The sequence below is a fragment of the Ramlibacter sp. genome, from assembly GCF_035655895.1.
Classification (GTDB): domain Bacteria; phylum Pseudomonadota; class Gammaproteobacteria; order Burkholderiales; family Burkholderiaceae_C; genus Ramlibacter.
Window position 1 is genome coordinate 105,148 of the sequence record NZ_DASRTN010000013.1, and the last position, 14,179, is coordinate 119,326.

12 protein-coding genes are annotated in these 14,179 nt (G+C 70.9%); 3 read left to right on the forward strand and 9 right to left on the reverse strand.

What is annotated here, in order from left to right; all coding sequences use genetic code 11:
* Nucleotides 1-53: 53 nt before the first annotated feature.
* The 7 genes from VFE82_RS14850 to VFE82_RS14880 all read right to left on the reverse strand — a co-directional run bounded on the left by VFE82_RS14850 (nt 54) and on the right by VFE82_RS14880 (nt 8,665).
* Nucleotides 54-1,301, reverse strand: coding sequence for a phenylacetate--CoA ligase family protein (locus tag VFE82_RS14850; RefSeq protein ID WP_325001093.1), 1,248 nt, complete (start codon nt 1,299-1,301; stop codon nt 54-56).
* Nucleotides 1,302-1,322: 21 nt separating this feature from the next.
* Nucleotides 1,323-2,255, reverse strand: a complete 933-nt coding sequence (locus VFE82_RS14855) for an ABC transporter ATP-binding protein (RefSeq protein ID WP_325001094.1) — start codon at nt 2,253-2,255, stop codon at nt 1,323-1,325.
* A 134-nt stretch (nt 2,256-2,389) separates the two neighbouring features.
* On the reverse strand, nt 2,390-3,715 hold the full coding sequence (locus VFE82_RS14860; protein ID WP_325001095.1) for an ABC transporter substrate-binding protein: 1,326 nt from the start codon (nt 3,713-3,715) through the stop codon (nt 2,390-2,392).
* 91 nt (nt 3,716-3,806) lie between these two features.
* A complete protein-coding gene (locus VFE82_RS14865; RefSeq protein WP_325001096.1) occupies nt 3,807-4,883 on the reverse strand; it encodes a branched-chain amino acid ABC transporter permease in 1,077 nt (358 codons plus the stop codon).
* A gap of 11 nt (nt 4,884-4,894) precedes the next feature.
* Complete coding sequence (locus VFE82_RS14870; protein ID WP_325001097.1) at nt 4,895-5,824, reverse strand: branched-chain amino acid ABC transporter permease; 930 nt, start codon at nt 5,822-5,824, stop codon at nt 4,895-4,897.
* A gap of 5 nt (nt 5,825-5,829) precedes the next feature.
* Nucleotides 5,830-6,660 carry an ABC transporter ATP-binding protein gene (locus VFE82_RS14875; RefSeq protein WP_414708773.1) on the reverse strand — a complete coding sequence of 277 codons (831 nt, stop codon included), beginning with the start codon at nt 6,658-6,660 and terminating at the stop codon, nt 5,830-5,832.
* Between the two features lie 58 nt (nt 6,661-6,718).
* Complete coding sequence (locus VFE82_RS14880) at nt 6,719-8,665, reverse strand: AMP-dependent synthetase/ligase (RefSeq protein WP_325001099.1); 1,947 nt, start codon at nt 8,663-8,665, stop codon at nt 6,719-6,721.
* A gap of 118 nt (nt 8,666-8,783) precedes the next feature.
* Between VFE82_RS14880 and VFE82_RS14885 the strand changes: the two genes are divergently transcribed.
* The 3 genes from VFE82_RS14885 to VFE82_RS14895 all read left to right on the forward strand — a co-directional run bounded on the left by VFE82_RS14885 (nt 8,784) and on the right by VFE82_RS14895 (nt 10,967).
* The gene (locus VFE82_RS14885; RefSeq protein WP_325001100.1) at nt 8,784-9,533 is read left to right on the forward strand and encodes a Crp/Fnr family transcriptional regulator; all 750 of its coding nucleotides are present in this window, start codon (nt 8,784-8,786) and stop codon (nt 9,531-9,533) included.
* Between the two features lie 10 nt (nt 9,534-9,543).
* On the forward strand, nt 9,544-10,314 hold the full coding sequence (locus tag VFE82_RS14890) for a pseudouridine synthase (RefSeq protein WP_325001101.1): 771 nt from the start codon (nt 9,544-9,546) through the stop codon (nt 10,312-10,314).
* A gap of 116 nt (nt 10,315-10,430) precedes the next feature.
* Nucleotides 10,431-10,967, forward strand: coding sequence for a hypothetical protein (locus tag VFE82_RS14895; RefSeq protein WP_325001102.1), 537 nt, complete (start codon nt 10,431-10,433; stop codon nt 10,965-10,967).
* Between the two features lie 3 nt (nt 10,968-10,970).
* On the opposite strand, the gene VFE82_RS14900 is transcribed toward VFE82_RS14895, so the two are convergent.
* A complete protein-coding gene (locus VFE82_RS14900) occupies nt 10,971-13,373 on the reverse strand; it encodes a fimbria/pilus outer membrane usher protein (protein WP_325001496.1) in 2,403 nt (800 codons plus the stop codon).
* A gap of 25 nt (nt 13,374-13,398) precedes the next feature.
* Nucleotides 13,399-14,130 carry a fimbrial biogenesis chaperone gene (locus VFE82_RS14905; RefSeq protein ID WP_325001103.1) on the reverse strand — a complete coding sequence of 244 codons (732 nt, stop codon included), beginning with the start codon at nt 14,128-14,130 and terminating at the stop codon, nt 13,399-13,401.
* Nucleotides 14,131-14,179: the final 49 nt, after the last annotated feature.

The following is a 14,179-nucleotide window of genomic DNA, read 5'->3' on the forward strand; positions in this document are numbered from 1 at the left end:
TACGTAGCGGGAAAGACCTGATGCCCGCGCGCACCGCGGGCGCGCGCGGCGTGCTAACGGTAGCTGCGCGCGTCCTCGATGACCTTGCCGTCGTTGGGCAGCGTGCCGGGCGCGACGAGCTCCACGTCGCCACGCAGCTTCGTCACGTCACGGATGACTTCGCCGATGCGCAGCGCCAACCCCGGCGGCGGGTCGACCGCCTCGACCTTCAGCGTCATGGCGTCGCTGGCCATCTCGCCGCTGACCACCAGCCGTGCCCGGAGCACCTGCGGGAAGCGCCGGGCGATGTCGGCCACCTGGCCGGGGTGCACGAACATGCCGCGGATCTTGGTGGTCTGGTCGGCGCGCCCGAGCCAGCCGCGGATGCGCGGGCCGGTCCGCCCGGTGGGACACGGCCCGGGCAGCAGCGCCGACAGGTCGCCGGTGCCGAAGCGGATCAGGGGGTAGTCGGGGTTCAGGCTGGTCACCACGACCTCGCCCACCTCGCCTGGCGCGACGGGGTCGCCGGTGCCGGGCCGCACGATCTCGAGGACCACGCCCTCGTCGACCACCAGGCCCTCACGCGAGGAGGTCTCGTACGCGATCAGGCCGAGGTCGGCGGTCGCATAGCTCTGGTACACGTCGAGGCCCCGCTGCGCAAACCATTCGCGCAGGCTCGGTGGCAGCGCCTCGCCGCCAGTGAGCGCCTTGCGCAGGCTCGCCACGTCCGAGCCGGCCTCCTGCGCCTTCTCCAGCAGGATGCGCAGGAAGCTGGGCGTGCCGGCATAGGCGGACGGGCGCAGTTCGGCGATGGCCTGCAGCTGCTGCTCGGTCTGGCCGACGCCGGCCGGGAACACGGTGCAGCCCAGCGCATGCGCCCCCGCTTCCATGATGAAGGCCCCCGGCGTCATGTGGTAGCTGAAGGCGTTGTGCACCAGCTCGCCCGCGCGGAAGCCGGCCGCGAACATCGCGCGCGCGGTGCGCCAGTAGTCGCGCGCCCGGCCTTCCGGCTCGTAGATCGGGCCGGGCGAGGCGAAGATGCGCCCCATCGCCGGGCCGCGCACGATGGCGGCAAACCCGCCGAAGGGATCGGTGGCGCCCAGCGCGCGCTGCCGCTCCTGCAGTTCGTGCTTGCGCAGCACCGGCAGGCGGGCGAGGGCGGCGCGCGAGGTGATGGCGGCGGGCTCGACCTCGGCCAGCAGGGCGCCGTACGCGGGCGCCGCCTGCCGGGCGTGCCGCAGCTGCCGCCGCAGGGCTTCCATCTGCTGCGCCTCGCGCAGTTCGGGGTCGCGCGTCTCCAGCGCATCGAAGTGGTCGGTCATGGTTCGTGGCCCTGCAGTCGGTCAGGCGAGCCAGCGCTTGCGCCGCTTGTAGCTCTTGACGTCGCGGAAGCTCCTGCGCTCGGCGCCGCCCATGCCGAGGTAGAACTCCTTGACGTCCTCGTTGCTGGCCAGGTCGGCGGCGGGGCCGTCCATGACGATGCGGCCGCTCTCCAGGATGTAGCCGTAGTCCGCGTACTTGAGGGCCATGTTCGTGTTCTGTTCGGCCAGCAGGAAGGTGACGCCCTCCCGCGCGTTGAGGTCCTTCACGATCGCGAACACCTCCTCGACGATCTGCGGCGCCAGGCCCATCGAGGGCTCGTCGAGCAGCACCATGCTGGGGCTGGCCATGAGCGCCCGGCCGATCGCGCACATCTGCTGCTCGCCGCCCGAGGTGTAGGCCGCCTGCGAACCGCGGCGGGTCTTCAGGCGCGGAAAGTAGCCGTAGACCTTCTCCAGGTTGGCCGCGACCTCGGCCCGGCTGGACCGCGTGTAGGCGCCGGTCAGCAGGTTCTCCTCGATCGTCAGGTGGGCGAAGCAGTGCCGGCCCTCCATCACCTGCACCACCCCGCGCCGCACCAGGTCGGCCGGCGAGAGGTTCTCGATGCGTTCGCCGCGCAGCTCGATCGTGCCCTTGGTCACCTGCCCGCGCTCGCCCTGCAGCAGGTTGGACACGGCGCGCAGCGTGGTCGTCTTGCCCGCGCCGTTGCCGCCCAGCAGCGCCACGATGCCGCCTTCGGGCACCTGCAGCGACACGCCCTTGAGCACCAGGATCACATGGTTGTAGATGACCTCGATGCCGTTGACGTCCAGCACGATGCGCCGCCCCTGCGCGCCTGTCTGCGCGCCGGCCTGCGCGCGCGCGGACGCTTCCTCGTGGGGTGGACGCCGGGCGTGGTCGGCGCTGCCGGCGGTGACGCCGACCTTCTCCGGTGGGGCAGCAGTGTCTTGTTCCATGTCCTTGCCTCGGCCAAACGGAAGGCGCGGGCCTTCCGTTTGGCGGCTCCTCCGGAGCCGCCTCGCCTCCCGGCCAGCGGGAGGGCGCGGGCGCCGTCAGTCCGCCGCCAGGCAGAACCGTCGACGCGACGACCTCAGGACTGGCACTCGGCGGCCGTCCGGCGGGTCTGCTTCTTGTCGGCCAGGTACCGCTCGGCCCCCGTCTTGATCATCGGCTTGAGGATCTGCTCGTCGGCCTGGTACCAGTCGCTGCTGAAGTTCCACTTGCTGCCGTCCCAGGTGTGCACGCGCGCCCAGGTCGAGCCCATGTGGTCGGAGCAGCTGGTCGACAGCGGCCGCAGCATCCCGGCGAAGCCCAGCGCGTCGAGCCGCTTCTGGTCGAGGTTGAGGTTCTCCAGGCCCCAGCGCACCTGCTCGCCCGTCATGACCTTGCCCTTGCCGAAGCGCTCCTGCGCCCGGCGCACGGCCTCGATGCTCAGCATCTGGATGATCACGCCGCGCGTGTACAGCACCGAGCCCACTTCGTCCTTCGGTCCGGTGCCCTGGCCCTTGTCGTGCACCAGCTTCAGGATGTCCTGGATCACCTTGGGCTGGGTGCCCGAGGTGTTGAGCGCCAGCGCGTTGTAGCCCTTGGCACCCTCGCCCACGTCCTTGACGTCGGGCTCGGCGCCGGCCCACCAGACGCCGTACATCTTGTCGCGCGGATAGCCGGTGGCCTGCGCCTCCTTCAGCGCGGTGGAGTTCATCACGCCCCAGCCCCAGAGCAGGACAAAGTCGGGGCGCTGCTGGCGCACCTGCAGCCAGGCCGCCTTCTGCTCGACGCCCGGTGCGGTGACGGGAATCAGGCTCAGGTCGAAGCCGTGCATGCGTGCGCGCTCCTGCAGCAGCGGAATCGGCTCCTTGCCGAACGGCGAGTCGTGGTAGACCAGCGCGATCTTCTTGCCCTTGAGCTTGGCCGGCCCGCCTTCCTTCTTGGCGATGTGCTGGATCAGGATGTCGGCGCCGGTCCAGTAGCTGCCCATGAGCGGGAAGTTCCAGGGGAAGGCCTGGCCGTCCTGCGCCACCGACAGCCCGTAGCCCACGGTGATCAGCGGGATCTTGTCGGTCGGCACCTTGTCGGTCAGCGCGAACGTGATGCCCGTGGCCTGCGGGTCGAACAGCGTCACGCCCGGGCGGCCCTTGAGGCGCTCGTAGCACTCGACGCCGCGGTCGGTGGCGTACCCGGTCTCGCACTCTTCCCAGGTGAGCTTGACGCCGTTGATGCCGCCGTCGCGCGCGTTGATCAGCTTCAGGTAGTCCTGTTTGCCGTTGGCCCATGGCGTGCCGTTCGGCGCGTACGGGCCGGTGCGGTACGACAGCAGCGGGAAGAACTGCTCCTTGGCCTGGGCGATCGCCGCCGGCGCGCTGCCGAGCGCGGCCCCGGCCACCAGGCTGGCCAGGAGGAGGGAACGAAGTGCCATCAATGTCTCCTTCGAGGGAATCGTGTGGTTGTGGACAGGGGCAGTGGAAGACGGTGTCCGGCGGCGCGCATCGGGACTTGCGAGCAGCGGCTCAGTGCGGGAAGGGCCACAGGCGCAGCTTCTGCTTGCCGGTGGACCACAGGCGCGCCAGCCCATGCGGCTCGACCACCAGGAACCAGACGATCAGCGCGCCGAAGATCATCAGCTCGGCGTGCGAGAGCCCGGCGGTGGAGATCGGGATTCCGGCCAGGGCCAGCAGCGACGGCAGCACCTGGTTCAGCAGGATCGGCAGCACCACGATGAAGGCGGCACCGAAGAACGCGCCCATGATCGAGCCGAGGCCGCCGATGATCACCATGAACAGCAGCCGGAACGACAGGTCGACCGAGAAGGCCGCCGGCTCCCAGGTGCCCAGGTAGACGAACGCCCACAGCGCGCCGGCGACGCCGACGATGAACGAGCTGACCGCGAAGGCGCTGAGCTTGGCGTACATCGGCCGGATGCCGATCACGGCGGCCGCCACGTCCATGTCGCGGATCGCCATCCACTCGCGGCCGATGGCACTGCGCACCAGATTCTTGGCCAGCAGGCTGATCACGGTGAGCAGGACCAGGCAGAACCAGTACTTGCTCGCGGCGCTGTCGAGCGGCAGGCCGAACACCTGCAGGCCCGAGACGCCGACCGATCCGGACGGCGAGTCGTTCACCAGCCACTTGATGCGCAGGAACATCCAGTCGGCGAAGAACTGCGCGGCCAGCGTCGCCACCGCGAGATAGAGGCCCTTGACGCGCAGGCTGGGCAGGCCGAAGAGGATGCCGAACAGCGTCGCGCACAGCCCGCCCAGCAGGATCGCCGGCACCAGCGGCATGTCGGGGATGCGCACGAAGAAGTTGTAGGCGCCGTAGGCACCCACCGCCATGAAGGCGCCCGAGCCGAGCGAGATCTGCCCGCAGTAGCCCACCAGGATGTTCACCCCGAGGGCGGCCAGCGCCATGATCAGGAACGGAATCAGGATGGCGCGGAACAGGTAGTCGCTGGCCAGGCCGGGGACCACCGCGTAGGCCACCACCAGCAGCAGCACGATCGCCAGCCGGTCCTGCAGGATCGGGAAGATCTGCTGGTCGGCCCGGTAGCTGGTCTTGAACTGGCCGTTTTCCCGGTACAGCATGCTGGCGCACCTCAGACGCGATCGATGATCTTCTCGCCGAACAGCCCCTGGGGCCGCACCAGCAGGAAGGCCAGGGCCAGGACGTAGGCGAACCAGATCTCGATGCCGCCGCCCACCAGCGGGCCGATGTAGACCTCCGAGAGCTTCTCGCCCACCCCGATGATCAGCCCGCCCAGGATGGCCCCCGGCACCGAGGTGAGGCCGCCCAGGATCACCACCGGCAGCGCGCGCAAGGCCACCGTGGCCAGCGAGAACTGCACGCCCAGCTTGCTGCCCCAGATCATCCCCGCCACCAGTGCCACCACGCCCGCCACGCACCAGACGATCACCCAGATGCGGTTGAGCGGGATCCCGATGGACTGCGCGGCCTGGTGGTCGTCGGCCACCGCGCGCAGCGCGCGGCCGGTGCCGGTCTTCTGGAAGAACACGCTCAGCAGCGCGACCATCGCGGCGGCGATCAGCGCGGCGATCAGGTCTTCCTTGTTGATCAGGATGCCGCCCTGGAAGGTGGACTCGAAGGCGATCACCGGGTCCTTGGGCATCCCGATGTCGATCTTGTAGATGCTGCTGCCGAACAGCGTCTGGCCGACGCCCTCGAGGAAGTAGGTGATGCCCAGGGTCGCCATCAGCAGCGTGGCGCCCTCCTGGTTGACCAGGTGGCGCAGCACCAGGAACTCGATCAGCCAGGCGACCACGAACATGATGGCGCCGGCGATGAGGAACGCGCCCACGTTGGCGAACAGCCGGCTGTCGATGCCGGTCCAGGCGGGCAGCCACTCGGCGAAGCGCGCCATCGCCAGGGCGCCGAACAGGACCATCGCCCCCTGCGCGAAGTTGAAGACGCCGGACGCCTTGAAGATCAGCACGAAGCCCAGCGCCACCAGCGAGTAGAGCATCCCGGCCATCAGGCCGCCCAGCAGCGTCTCGAGGAAGAAGCCCATGGCGTCTAGTGCTCCGTGCCCAGGTAGGCCTTGATGACGTCGGGGTTGCCGCGCACGTCGTCCGGCGTGCCGTCGCCGATCTTGCGGCCGTAGTCGAGCACCACCACGCGGTCGCTGATGTCCATCACCACGCCCATGTCGTGCTCGATCAGGACCACCGTGGTGCCGAACTCGTCGTTGACGTCGAGCACGAAGCGGCACATGTCCTGCTTCTCCTCGACGTTCATGCCGGCCATCGGCTCGTCCAGCAGCAGCACCTGCGGCTCCATCGCCAGGGCGCGGCCCAGGTCCACGCGCTTTTGCAGGCCATAGGGCAGCTGGCCGACCGGCGTCTTGCGGAATGCCTGGATCTCCAGGAAGTCGATGATCCGCTCGACGTGCTCGCGGTGGCGGATCTCCTCGCGCTCGGCCGGGCCGATGCGCAGCGCCTGCAGCAGCAGGTTGCTGCGGATGCGCAGGTTGCGGCCGGTCATGATGTTGTCCAGCACGCTCATGCCCTTGAACAGCGCCAGGTTCTGGAAGGTGCGCGCCACGCCCATCTGCGCGACCTGGCGGCTGCGCATGTGCCGGAAGCTCTTGCCGCGGAAAGTGATGGTGCCCTGCTGCGGCTGGTAGACGCCATTGATGCAGTTGAGCATCGAGCTCTTGCCGGCGCCGTTCGGGCCGATGATGGCGCGGATCTCGTGCTCGCGCACATCGAACGAGATGTCGGTCAGCGCCTTGACGCCGCCGAAGGCGAGCGAGATGTTGCGCACGTCCAGGATCACGTCGCCGAAGCGGCGGTCGCCGCCCCGCGCGCCCTGGGGCTGCTGCGCGAGCACGGCGGGGTCGGCCATCATGTTCATCGATCGTCCCCCGGGCACGGCGATGCGGCGGGCGGTGCGGCATGCCGCTTCATGCGGCGGCCCTCACCGGCGGGAAGATCCGCGTGTCGACGATCTTCAGCGTCGCGCTCACGCTGCCGCTGCGGCCGTCCTCGAACTTCACCTGGGTCTCGATGAACTGCTCGTGCCGGCCGTCGTACAGCGCGCCCACCAGCGGCTGGTACTTGCCGGCGATGAACCCGCGGCGGACCTTGTTGGTGCGCGTGAGCTCGCCGTCGTCGGCGTCGAGTTCCTTGTGCAGGATGAGGAAGCGGCTCACCTGCGAGCCGGCCAGCTTCTCGTCGGCTGCCAGGTCGGCGTTGACCTTCTCGACGCAGTCGCGCACCAGCTCGTAGACCTCGGGCTTCTGCGCCAGGTCGGTGTAGCCGGCGTACGGCAGGTTGCGTCGCTCGGCCCAGTTGCCCACCGCGTCGAAGTCGATGTTGACCATCACGCAGACACGGTCGCGGCCGTCGCCGTAGGCCACCACCTCCTTGATGTGCGGGAAGAACTTGAGCTTGTTCTCCACGTACTTCGGCGCGAACATCGCGCCGTCGTTGGGGCCGCCGCTCAGTCGGCCGACGTCCTTCACGCGGTCGATGATCTTCAGGTGGCCGTTGCCGTCGATGAAGCCGGCATCGCTGGTGTGGTACCAGCCGTCGGCCGACAGCACGTCGGCGGTGGCCTGCGGGTTCTTGTAGTAGCCCTTGAGCAGGCCGGGCGAGCGCACCAGGATCTCGCCGTTGTCCGCCACCCGGATCTCCACTCCGTCGATCGGAACGCCCACGGTGTCGGCCCGCGCCTGGTCGTCCGGCTGCAGGCAGACGAACACCGCCGTCTCGGTCGAGCCGTACAGCTGCTTGAGGTTGATGCCGATCGAGCGGTAGAAGGTGAACAGGTCGGGGCCGATCGCCTCGCCCGCCGTGTAGGCGACGCGCACGCGCGAGAAGCCCAGGTTGTTGCGCAGCGGCCCATACACCAGCAGGTCGCCCAGCCGCCAGGCCAGCCGGTCGAGCGTGCGCACGGGCTGCCGGTCCATCAACGCCGGCCCGACCCGGCGCGCCAGCCGCATGCAGGCATGGAACAGGCCGCGCTTGAGGGCGCCGGCATCCTCCATCCGGATCATCACCGTGGTGAGCAGGGCCTCGAACACCCGTGGCGGGGCGAAGTAGTAGGTGGGCCCGATCTCCTTCAGGTCGATCATCACCGTGCCCGCCGACTCGGGGCAGTTCACCACGTAGCCGCAGGCCAGCCACTGCGCGTAGCTGAAGATGTTCTGGCCGATCCAGGCCGGCGGCAGGTAGGCCAGCACTTCCTCGCGCTCGGTGAGCCGGTCGAAGGCGGCGCCGGCGCGCGCGCGGTCGAGCAGCGTGCGGTGCGAATGCACGACGCCCTTGGGATGGCCGGTGGTGCCCGAGGTGAAGAACATGGCCGCCACGTCGTCCGGCGCCGCCTGCTCGATCGCCTCGGGGAAGAACCCGGGATGGTCGGCGGCGAAGGCGCGGCCGCTCTCGATGAGGGTGTCGATGGACGCCAGCCCCGGCTCGGCGTAGTGGCGCAGCCCGCGCGGCTCGTCGAACCAGATCGCCTGCAGCTGCGGACACTGCGGGCGGACCTCCAGCAGCTTGTCCACCTGCTCCTGGTCCTCGGCGAAGGCGAAGCGCACCTCGGCGTTGTTGATCGGGAAGACGCACTCCGCCGCCGCCGCGTCCTGGTACAGCGGCACCGGGACCGCACCCAGGGACTGCGCCGCCAGCAGGGTGGCGTAGAGCCGGGGGCGGTTGGCGCCCATCACCACCAGGTGTTCGCCCCGCCGCAGCCCCGCCTGGTGCAGGCCGCACGCGAGCTGCTCGGTGAGCCGGGCCAGGCCCGACCAGGTGAGGGTCTGCCAGATCCCGTAGTCCTTCTCCCGCATCGCCGCCGCTGCCGGACGCTGCGCGGCGTGCTGGAGCAACAGGCGAGGGAACGTCGTGTCCATCGGGATCCTTGGCCCGGGCGGGTGTCCGGGTGAGTGGCGCGGATCGTAGGCGGCACTTTGACGCCCGGATGTCTTTGCAACGACAATCTTCGGGATTCCCCTCGCCGGACTTACCCGCATGCAGGTTGCGCGCCCCGAGCTGTCGCTGCACCAGCGACGCCGCCCTCCGAGCGCGGCCGAGCTGGAGGGGATCCCCTGGCTGAAGTTGCTGTCGCCCGCCGAGGCCGAGCGCACTGTGCGGGACATCACCGTCGGCGACGCGCGCCCCGGCGACTTCGTCTGCCGCGTCGGGCGCCCGGTGACCTACTGGTTCGGCGTGGTCGAGGGCCTGCTCAAGATGAGCACGGACAGCAGCCGCGGCCAACCCATGACCTACACCGGCGTGCCGCCCGGGGGCTGGTTCGGCGAGGGCACCGCGCTCAAGCGCGAGGCCTACCGCTACAACATCGAGCCGCTGCGCCGCAGCGTCGTCGCCGGGCTGCCGGTGGACACCTTCCACTGGCTGCTGGACCACTCGCTGGGCTTCAACCGCTTCGTGATGAACCAGCTGAACGAACGGCTGGCCCAGTTCATCGCCGCCCGTGAGATCGACCGGCTGAACGATCCCGACGTGCGCGTCGCCCGCAGCCTGGCGGCGCTGTTCAACCCGGTGCTCTACCCGGGCGTGGGCGAGGTGCTGCGCATCACGCAGCAGGAGCTCGGCTACCTGGTCGGCCTGTCGCGCCAGCGGGTCAACGAGGCGCTGGGGACGCTGGAAGCGCAGGGGGCGATCCGGGTGGAGTACGGTGGCCTGCGGGTGCTGGACCTCGGCGCACTGCGCGCCGGACCACGTTTGTCCGCGCGGCCGGACCACGAGGCCCCGGGATAATCGCGCCTCCATGCCCGATGCCGCCCCCGCGACCACCCGCCTGAACAAGCGCATGGCCGAACTCGGCCTGTGCTCCCGCCGCGAAGCCGACGACTGGATCGCCAGGGGCTGGGTGCGGGTGGACGGCGTGGTCGCCACCATGGGGCTGCAGGTGGCGCCCGAGGCCCGCATCGAGGTCGACCGGCGCGCCCAGGGGCAGCAGCAGCAGCAGGTCACCATCCTGCTCCACAAGCCCGTCGGGTACGTCAGCGGGCAGGCCGAGGACGGCTACCAGCCGGCCGTGACCCTGGTGCAGGAGCGCAGCCGCTGGAGCGGCGATGCCTCGCCCATCCGCTTCTCACCGGCGCAGCTGCGCGGTCTGGCGCCGGCGGGGCGCCTGGACATCGACTCGACCGGCCTGCTGGTGCTGACGCAGGATGGTCGCGTCGCCCGCCAGTTGATCGGCGAGGACTCCGGCATCGAGAAGGAATACCTGGTGCGCGTCAGCCTCGGGCCGGTGGTGCGCGACGTGCAGTCCGCCCTGCCGCCCGCGCAGCTGGCCCGCCTGCGCCATGGGCTGTCGCTGGACGGGCGGCCGCTCAAGCCGGCCCGGGTGGACTGGCAGAACCCCGAGCAGCTGCGCTTCGTGCTCACCGAAGGGCGCAAGCGGCAGATCCGCCGCATGTGCGAACTGGTCGGCCTGAAGGTGGTCGGCCTCAAGCGCGTGCGCATCGGCCGCGTGACGCTCGGGCAACTGCCGCAGGGGCTGTGGCGCTACCTGCAACCGGGCGAGCGGTTCTGAGCCGCGCTGCGCCGCGTTATCGGCGGCGCGGCGGCGTTCTTGAGTGGTGAATGGCTGATGGCGCCTGCGCCCATCGCCTACGTCGCAGGCGTGTCGGCTGCCTAGCATGGGTTTCCATGGGAGCCCCTGCCCGACCTGCCATGCGCTTTGCGCCTGCACCTTGCCGCCGCGGCGTCCCCGGCGGCGGGACCCAGTGGTTCCTGCGCGCGGCGGTGCTGGCCGGCCTGGCGGCCGCCGCCGTCCCGGTCGGGGCGGGTGGCAGCACCAGCACGCTCACGGTGTCGGCGACGATCCTGCCGTTCACCCGGCTGGAGGCGGTGTCGGCGCCGCGCACCGTGACGATCGGCCTGCAGGACGTGGAACGCGGCTGGGTCGATGTCGACACCCCGGTGCAGGTCTCCGTGACGAGCAACCATCCGCGCGGCGCGCTGCTGCTGGTGGCGCCGACCAGCGAGTACATCGAGCGCACCGATGTCAGCGGACTCGGCCGCGTGGTGCTGGTGGGCCGCAACGGCGGCTTCGTGGCGCTGCCCGGATCCGGCGCAGGCCGCCAGCGCACCGACCACCTGCTGCGGTTCCGCCTGTTCCTGGCCAAGGCCACGCCGCCCGGCACGCACGCCTGGCCGATCCAGCTGTCGGCCCAGCTGCTCTAGCGGTCAGCGGCAGGCGACGTCGCCCAGCTCGAGGAAGCTGTCCGCGGACTCGGGGACAGCCAGTTCGAACTCGCATCCCGCGGCTTCCGCCGCCGGCAGGGCGCGGCCGCGGTAGCGACCGCTCCCGAGGTTCTCGAAGTACAGCTCTCCGCCACGCCCGGTGAGGCTGCGCGCCTGCTTCGGCCCCACCTGCAGCAGCAGCTCCTGCAGATCGACCGGTTCGGGCCGGCCCTCGCGCAGCCGGACCAGGCGGCCGGTGACCGAGCGCACCCGGGTCACGCCGAAATCGACTACCGCGCCCGATCGGTACAGCGGGGCGACGCGCTGCGACACGCGGCCGATGGCATGGTCGATCGGGATGGCGGCTTCGTCGATCGAGATCTCGTTGTCGTAGTAGGCCGCCAGCGACGGCAGCAGCACGGTGCCGGCGGCATCGGTGCGGCCCATCGGGGTGCCATTGAGGGCCACGGGCACATCCGGCAGGTCGCCCACCCGCGCCAGCGCGAAGCTGTCGGCAATCGGGCGGCTGGCGCGCAGCTGGCCGTCGATGAACGCGAGGGCGCCGGCCACCCCGGCCCGGTAGCCTTCGGAGCCGGCCTCGCCGCCCCGGCTGCGTTCGGCCTCGAGCCGCAGGATCGCCCTGGCGGCGTTGACCTGGCCGGCGGCGCGCCACTGCTGCGTGCGCGCCCCGGCTTCCTCGCCGTCGTCGACCGCGAGGTCGTAGCCGAAGCCCTCGCCGATGCCCGGGTTGCGCGTGACCCGCGCGGAGGCAACACGGGTGTCGCGGGTGCTGCGCACGCCGGCCTGGAACGACTGGTCGCGCTCGAAGTACAGGACCACGCTGGCGGTCAGTTCGGTGCGCGGGCCGGTCGCGTCGCGGATGCGGTTGAGGTTCACCGTCAGGTTCGCCAGCCCCGCCACCAGCGGGACGCTGTAGCGCAACGAACTCACCTGCTGCGGCTGCAGGAGCGTGGGGAGGAATCCAGCAGGCAGGGGCACCCAGGCATGCACCGACAGGAGTGACCGGCTGAGCGTGAAGGTGCCCAGCCCGGCGAGCGCCAGGCCGCCGTACACGGTGCTCTCGCCGCGGCGGTTCGACATCGTGAGCGGATCACCGAGGCTGGCGTAGCCGGCCGAATCGCGCCGGCTGCTCAAGCCCGCGCTGAAGCCCTGCTGCTGGTAGTTGTAGGCGAGGGCGCCCGCCCAGCCGCCCTGGCCCTGCGCGCGGCTGGACGACACGGCGGCACTCAGCACGCCGGCTGGCCCCAGCACGAAGGTGCCGAGCAGGCCCCCGTTCTGCAGCGCCTGGCGGCCTTCGGCCCGCACCCCGAGGGTGATGCCGTCCGTCAGCCCGTACCGGTGGTAGCCGGAGAAGGCCGCCGGACCGTACTGGTTGCTGGCGCTGCCGAAGCCACGCCGCAGCAGGCCGGCGCCGTAGCTGTAGTCGTGCAGCCCCTGGCGCAGCGGCTGGTCGGTGAAGTAGACGGAATAGTCCAGCTGCTGCACGCGGCCGAAGGCGTCCCGCACCACCAGCTGCACCGAGCGCGCGCCGCCGTAGCCGTACAGGTCGCGCAGCTGGAACTCGCCAGGCTGCACCCGTTCCAGGCGCACCCGCTGGCCGTCGACCAGCACCTCCACGTCGCTCGGCACCGCGACCTGCCCGCGCAGGTTGCTCAGCGGCTGGCGCAGGACGGACGGATCGAGACCGTACTGCTTGGCGATGGCCACGCCGCCCAGGTTGACCGAAGTGCCCAGGTCCGCGGTCGGGCTGTAGAAGTCGCCCACGGTGACGCGGCGCAGGGTGTCGACGTCGTCCCGGATCGCGCGGCTCATGAGGCGCACCATCCTCGGTTCGCCGGCGCTGTCGCGCACCGTCGCCGCCTCCGACAGCAGCAGCAGGTCGCCCGTGCGCAGGCCGGCTTCGGTGGTGAGCGTGGCCTCGGCCGAGCCGCCGGCGAGGGTGCCCGCCTGCAGCGCGTAGTTGAGGAAGGCCGTGGGGCCGGGCGGGCTCACCAGGTGGGCGCGCTGGGGCTGCGACAGCTGGAGGGTGCGCGTCGGCAGCAGCGCGGGTTCGGCCTGCAGTTCGAGCACCAGGCGGGCCGCATCGACGCGGTGCTGCAGTCCCGGCACGTCGCGCAGCGGCACGTAGGGCTCGCCATCGACGGGTCGCGCCAGCGCCTCGGGGATCTTCAACCCCAGGCTCTGCAGGTCCGACAGCCGCACCAGCAGGTCGCCGCCGGCGCTGCGCAGCGCGAACAGGTCGCCGGCGGCGACGGTGTTCAGCTGGGTCGCCAGCACGAGCTGCTCCATCGGCGCCGCGGAGGGCCCCGGCGTCTGCGCGCGCAGCGGCCCCGCCGCCAGGGCCAGGGCAGCCAGCAGCACCGACGCGGCCAGGGCGCGCCGCATCGTCACGCGCGTCGCGCCGGCACCCTCAGTCGCACGCCGCACCGGCGACAGCCATCCGCCCGGAGGCCTTGGCCTTGTCGGTGGTCGCCTCGGCCGACAGGCTCGCGAGCCGGCCGCAGGCTTCCCGCGGGATCGGGGCGCTGTACCGCTTGCGGGTGCCGGCCAGCAGGTAGCGGTCGGTCAGCGCGACGGCGAAGAGCTCCTGGCCGTCGGTCGCCAGCCCGCGCACCACGATGTTCTCGACGACCTGGTGCTGGTTGCCTGCGTTGTGCATGCTGAAGGTGGCCTGCCCGCGGGCGGCGCCGAGCCCTTCGAGCAGCAGGGCATCGGTGGTCGCGGCCGGCCTGACGAAGACGGGGGCGCCGAAGCGCACCAGGAAGGTCAGGGCCGCCCCGCGCTTGCCTTCGGCATCGGCGGGCGCCGGCAGTTCCTCGATGAACACGCGGTAGGTCTTCTCGGCGTCGGCCGGCGGCATCCGGATGCCGACGCGGATGACGGCCTCCTGCCCGGGCTCGACCGAGAGCACGCGGGGGAAGTAGACCAGGTCCTTGGCGTCCTCGTACTGGTCCTGCCCCGCAGCGTCCTGCGACCAGGTCATCCCGCGCACCTGCAGCGGCAGCGGGTCCTTGCCCTCGTTGCGGACCGTGAACGCACCGGTGCGGGTGCCGGCGCCAAGCTCCATCCGGATCGGGGTCACGGCGAACTCGCCGGCCACCACGGCGGCCGGCAGCAGGCTGGCGGCCACCAGCAGGGCCATGGCCGCCCTGCATGCACAACTGAACATCACTTCGACTTCCTCGTCACCG

What these genes read in the sequence shown, in the direction of transcription:
- VFE82_RS14905 (WP_325001103.1), bottom strand. Translation starts at nt 14,130, where the DNA reads ATGGCCCTGCTGGTGGCCGCCAGCCTGCTGCCGGCCGCCGTGGTGGCC.
- VFE82_RS14875 (WP_414708773.1), bottom strand. Translation starts at nt 6,660, where the DNA reads ATGGCCGACCCCGCCGTGCTCGCGCAGCAGCCCCAGGGCGCGCGGGGC.
- VFE82_RS14895 (WP_325001102.1), top strand. Translation starts at nt 10,431, where the DNA reads ATGGGAGCCCCTGCCCGACCTGCCATGCGCTTTGCGCCTGCACCTTGC.
- VFE82_RS14860 (WP_325001095.1), bottom strand. Translation starts at nt 3,715, where the DNA reads ATGGCACTTCGTTCCCTCCTCCTGGCCAGCCTGGTGGCCGGGGCCGCG.
- VFE82_RS14855 (WP_325001094.1), bottom strand. Translation starts at nt 2,255, where the DNA reads ATGGAACAAGACACTGCTGCCCCACCGGAGAAGGTCGGCGTCACCGCC.
- VFE82_RS14870 (WP_325001097.1), bottom strand. Translation starts at nt 5,824, where the DNA reads ATGGGCTTCTTCCTCGAGACGCTGCTGGGCGGCCTGATGGCCGGGATG.
- VFE82_RS14880 (WP_325001099.1), bottom strand. Translation starts at nt 8,665, where the DNA reads ATGGACACGACGTTCCCTCGCCTGTTGCTCCAGCACGCCGCGCAGCGT.
- VFE82_RS14900 (WP_325001496.1), bottom strand. Translation starts at nt 13,373, where the DNA reads ATGCGGCGCGCCCTGGCCGCGTCGGTGCTGCTGGCTGCCCTGGCCCTG.
- VFE82_RS14890 (WP_325001101.1), top strand. Translation starts at nt 9,544, where the DNA reads ATGCCCGATGCCGCCCCCGCGACCACCCGCCTGAACAAGCGCATGGCC.
- VFE82_RS14865 (WP_325001096.1), bottom strand. Translation starts at nt 4,883, where the DNA reads ATGCTGTACCGGGAAAACGGCCAGTTCAAGACCAGCTACCGGGCCGAC.
- VFE82_RS14885 (WP_325001100.1), top strand. Translation starts at nt 8,784, where the DNA reads ATGCAGGTTGCGCGCCCCGAGCTGTCGCTGCACCAGCGACGCCGCCCT.
- VFE82_RS14850 (WP_325001093.1), bottom strand. Translation starts at nt 1,301, where the DNA reads ATGACCGACCACTTCGATGCGCTGGAGACGCGCGACCCCGAACTGCGC.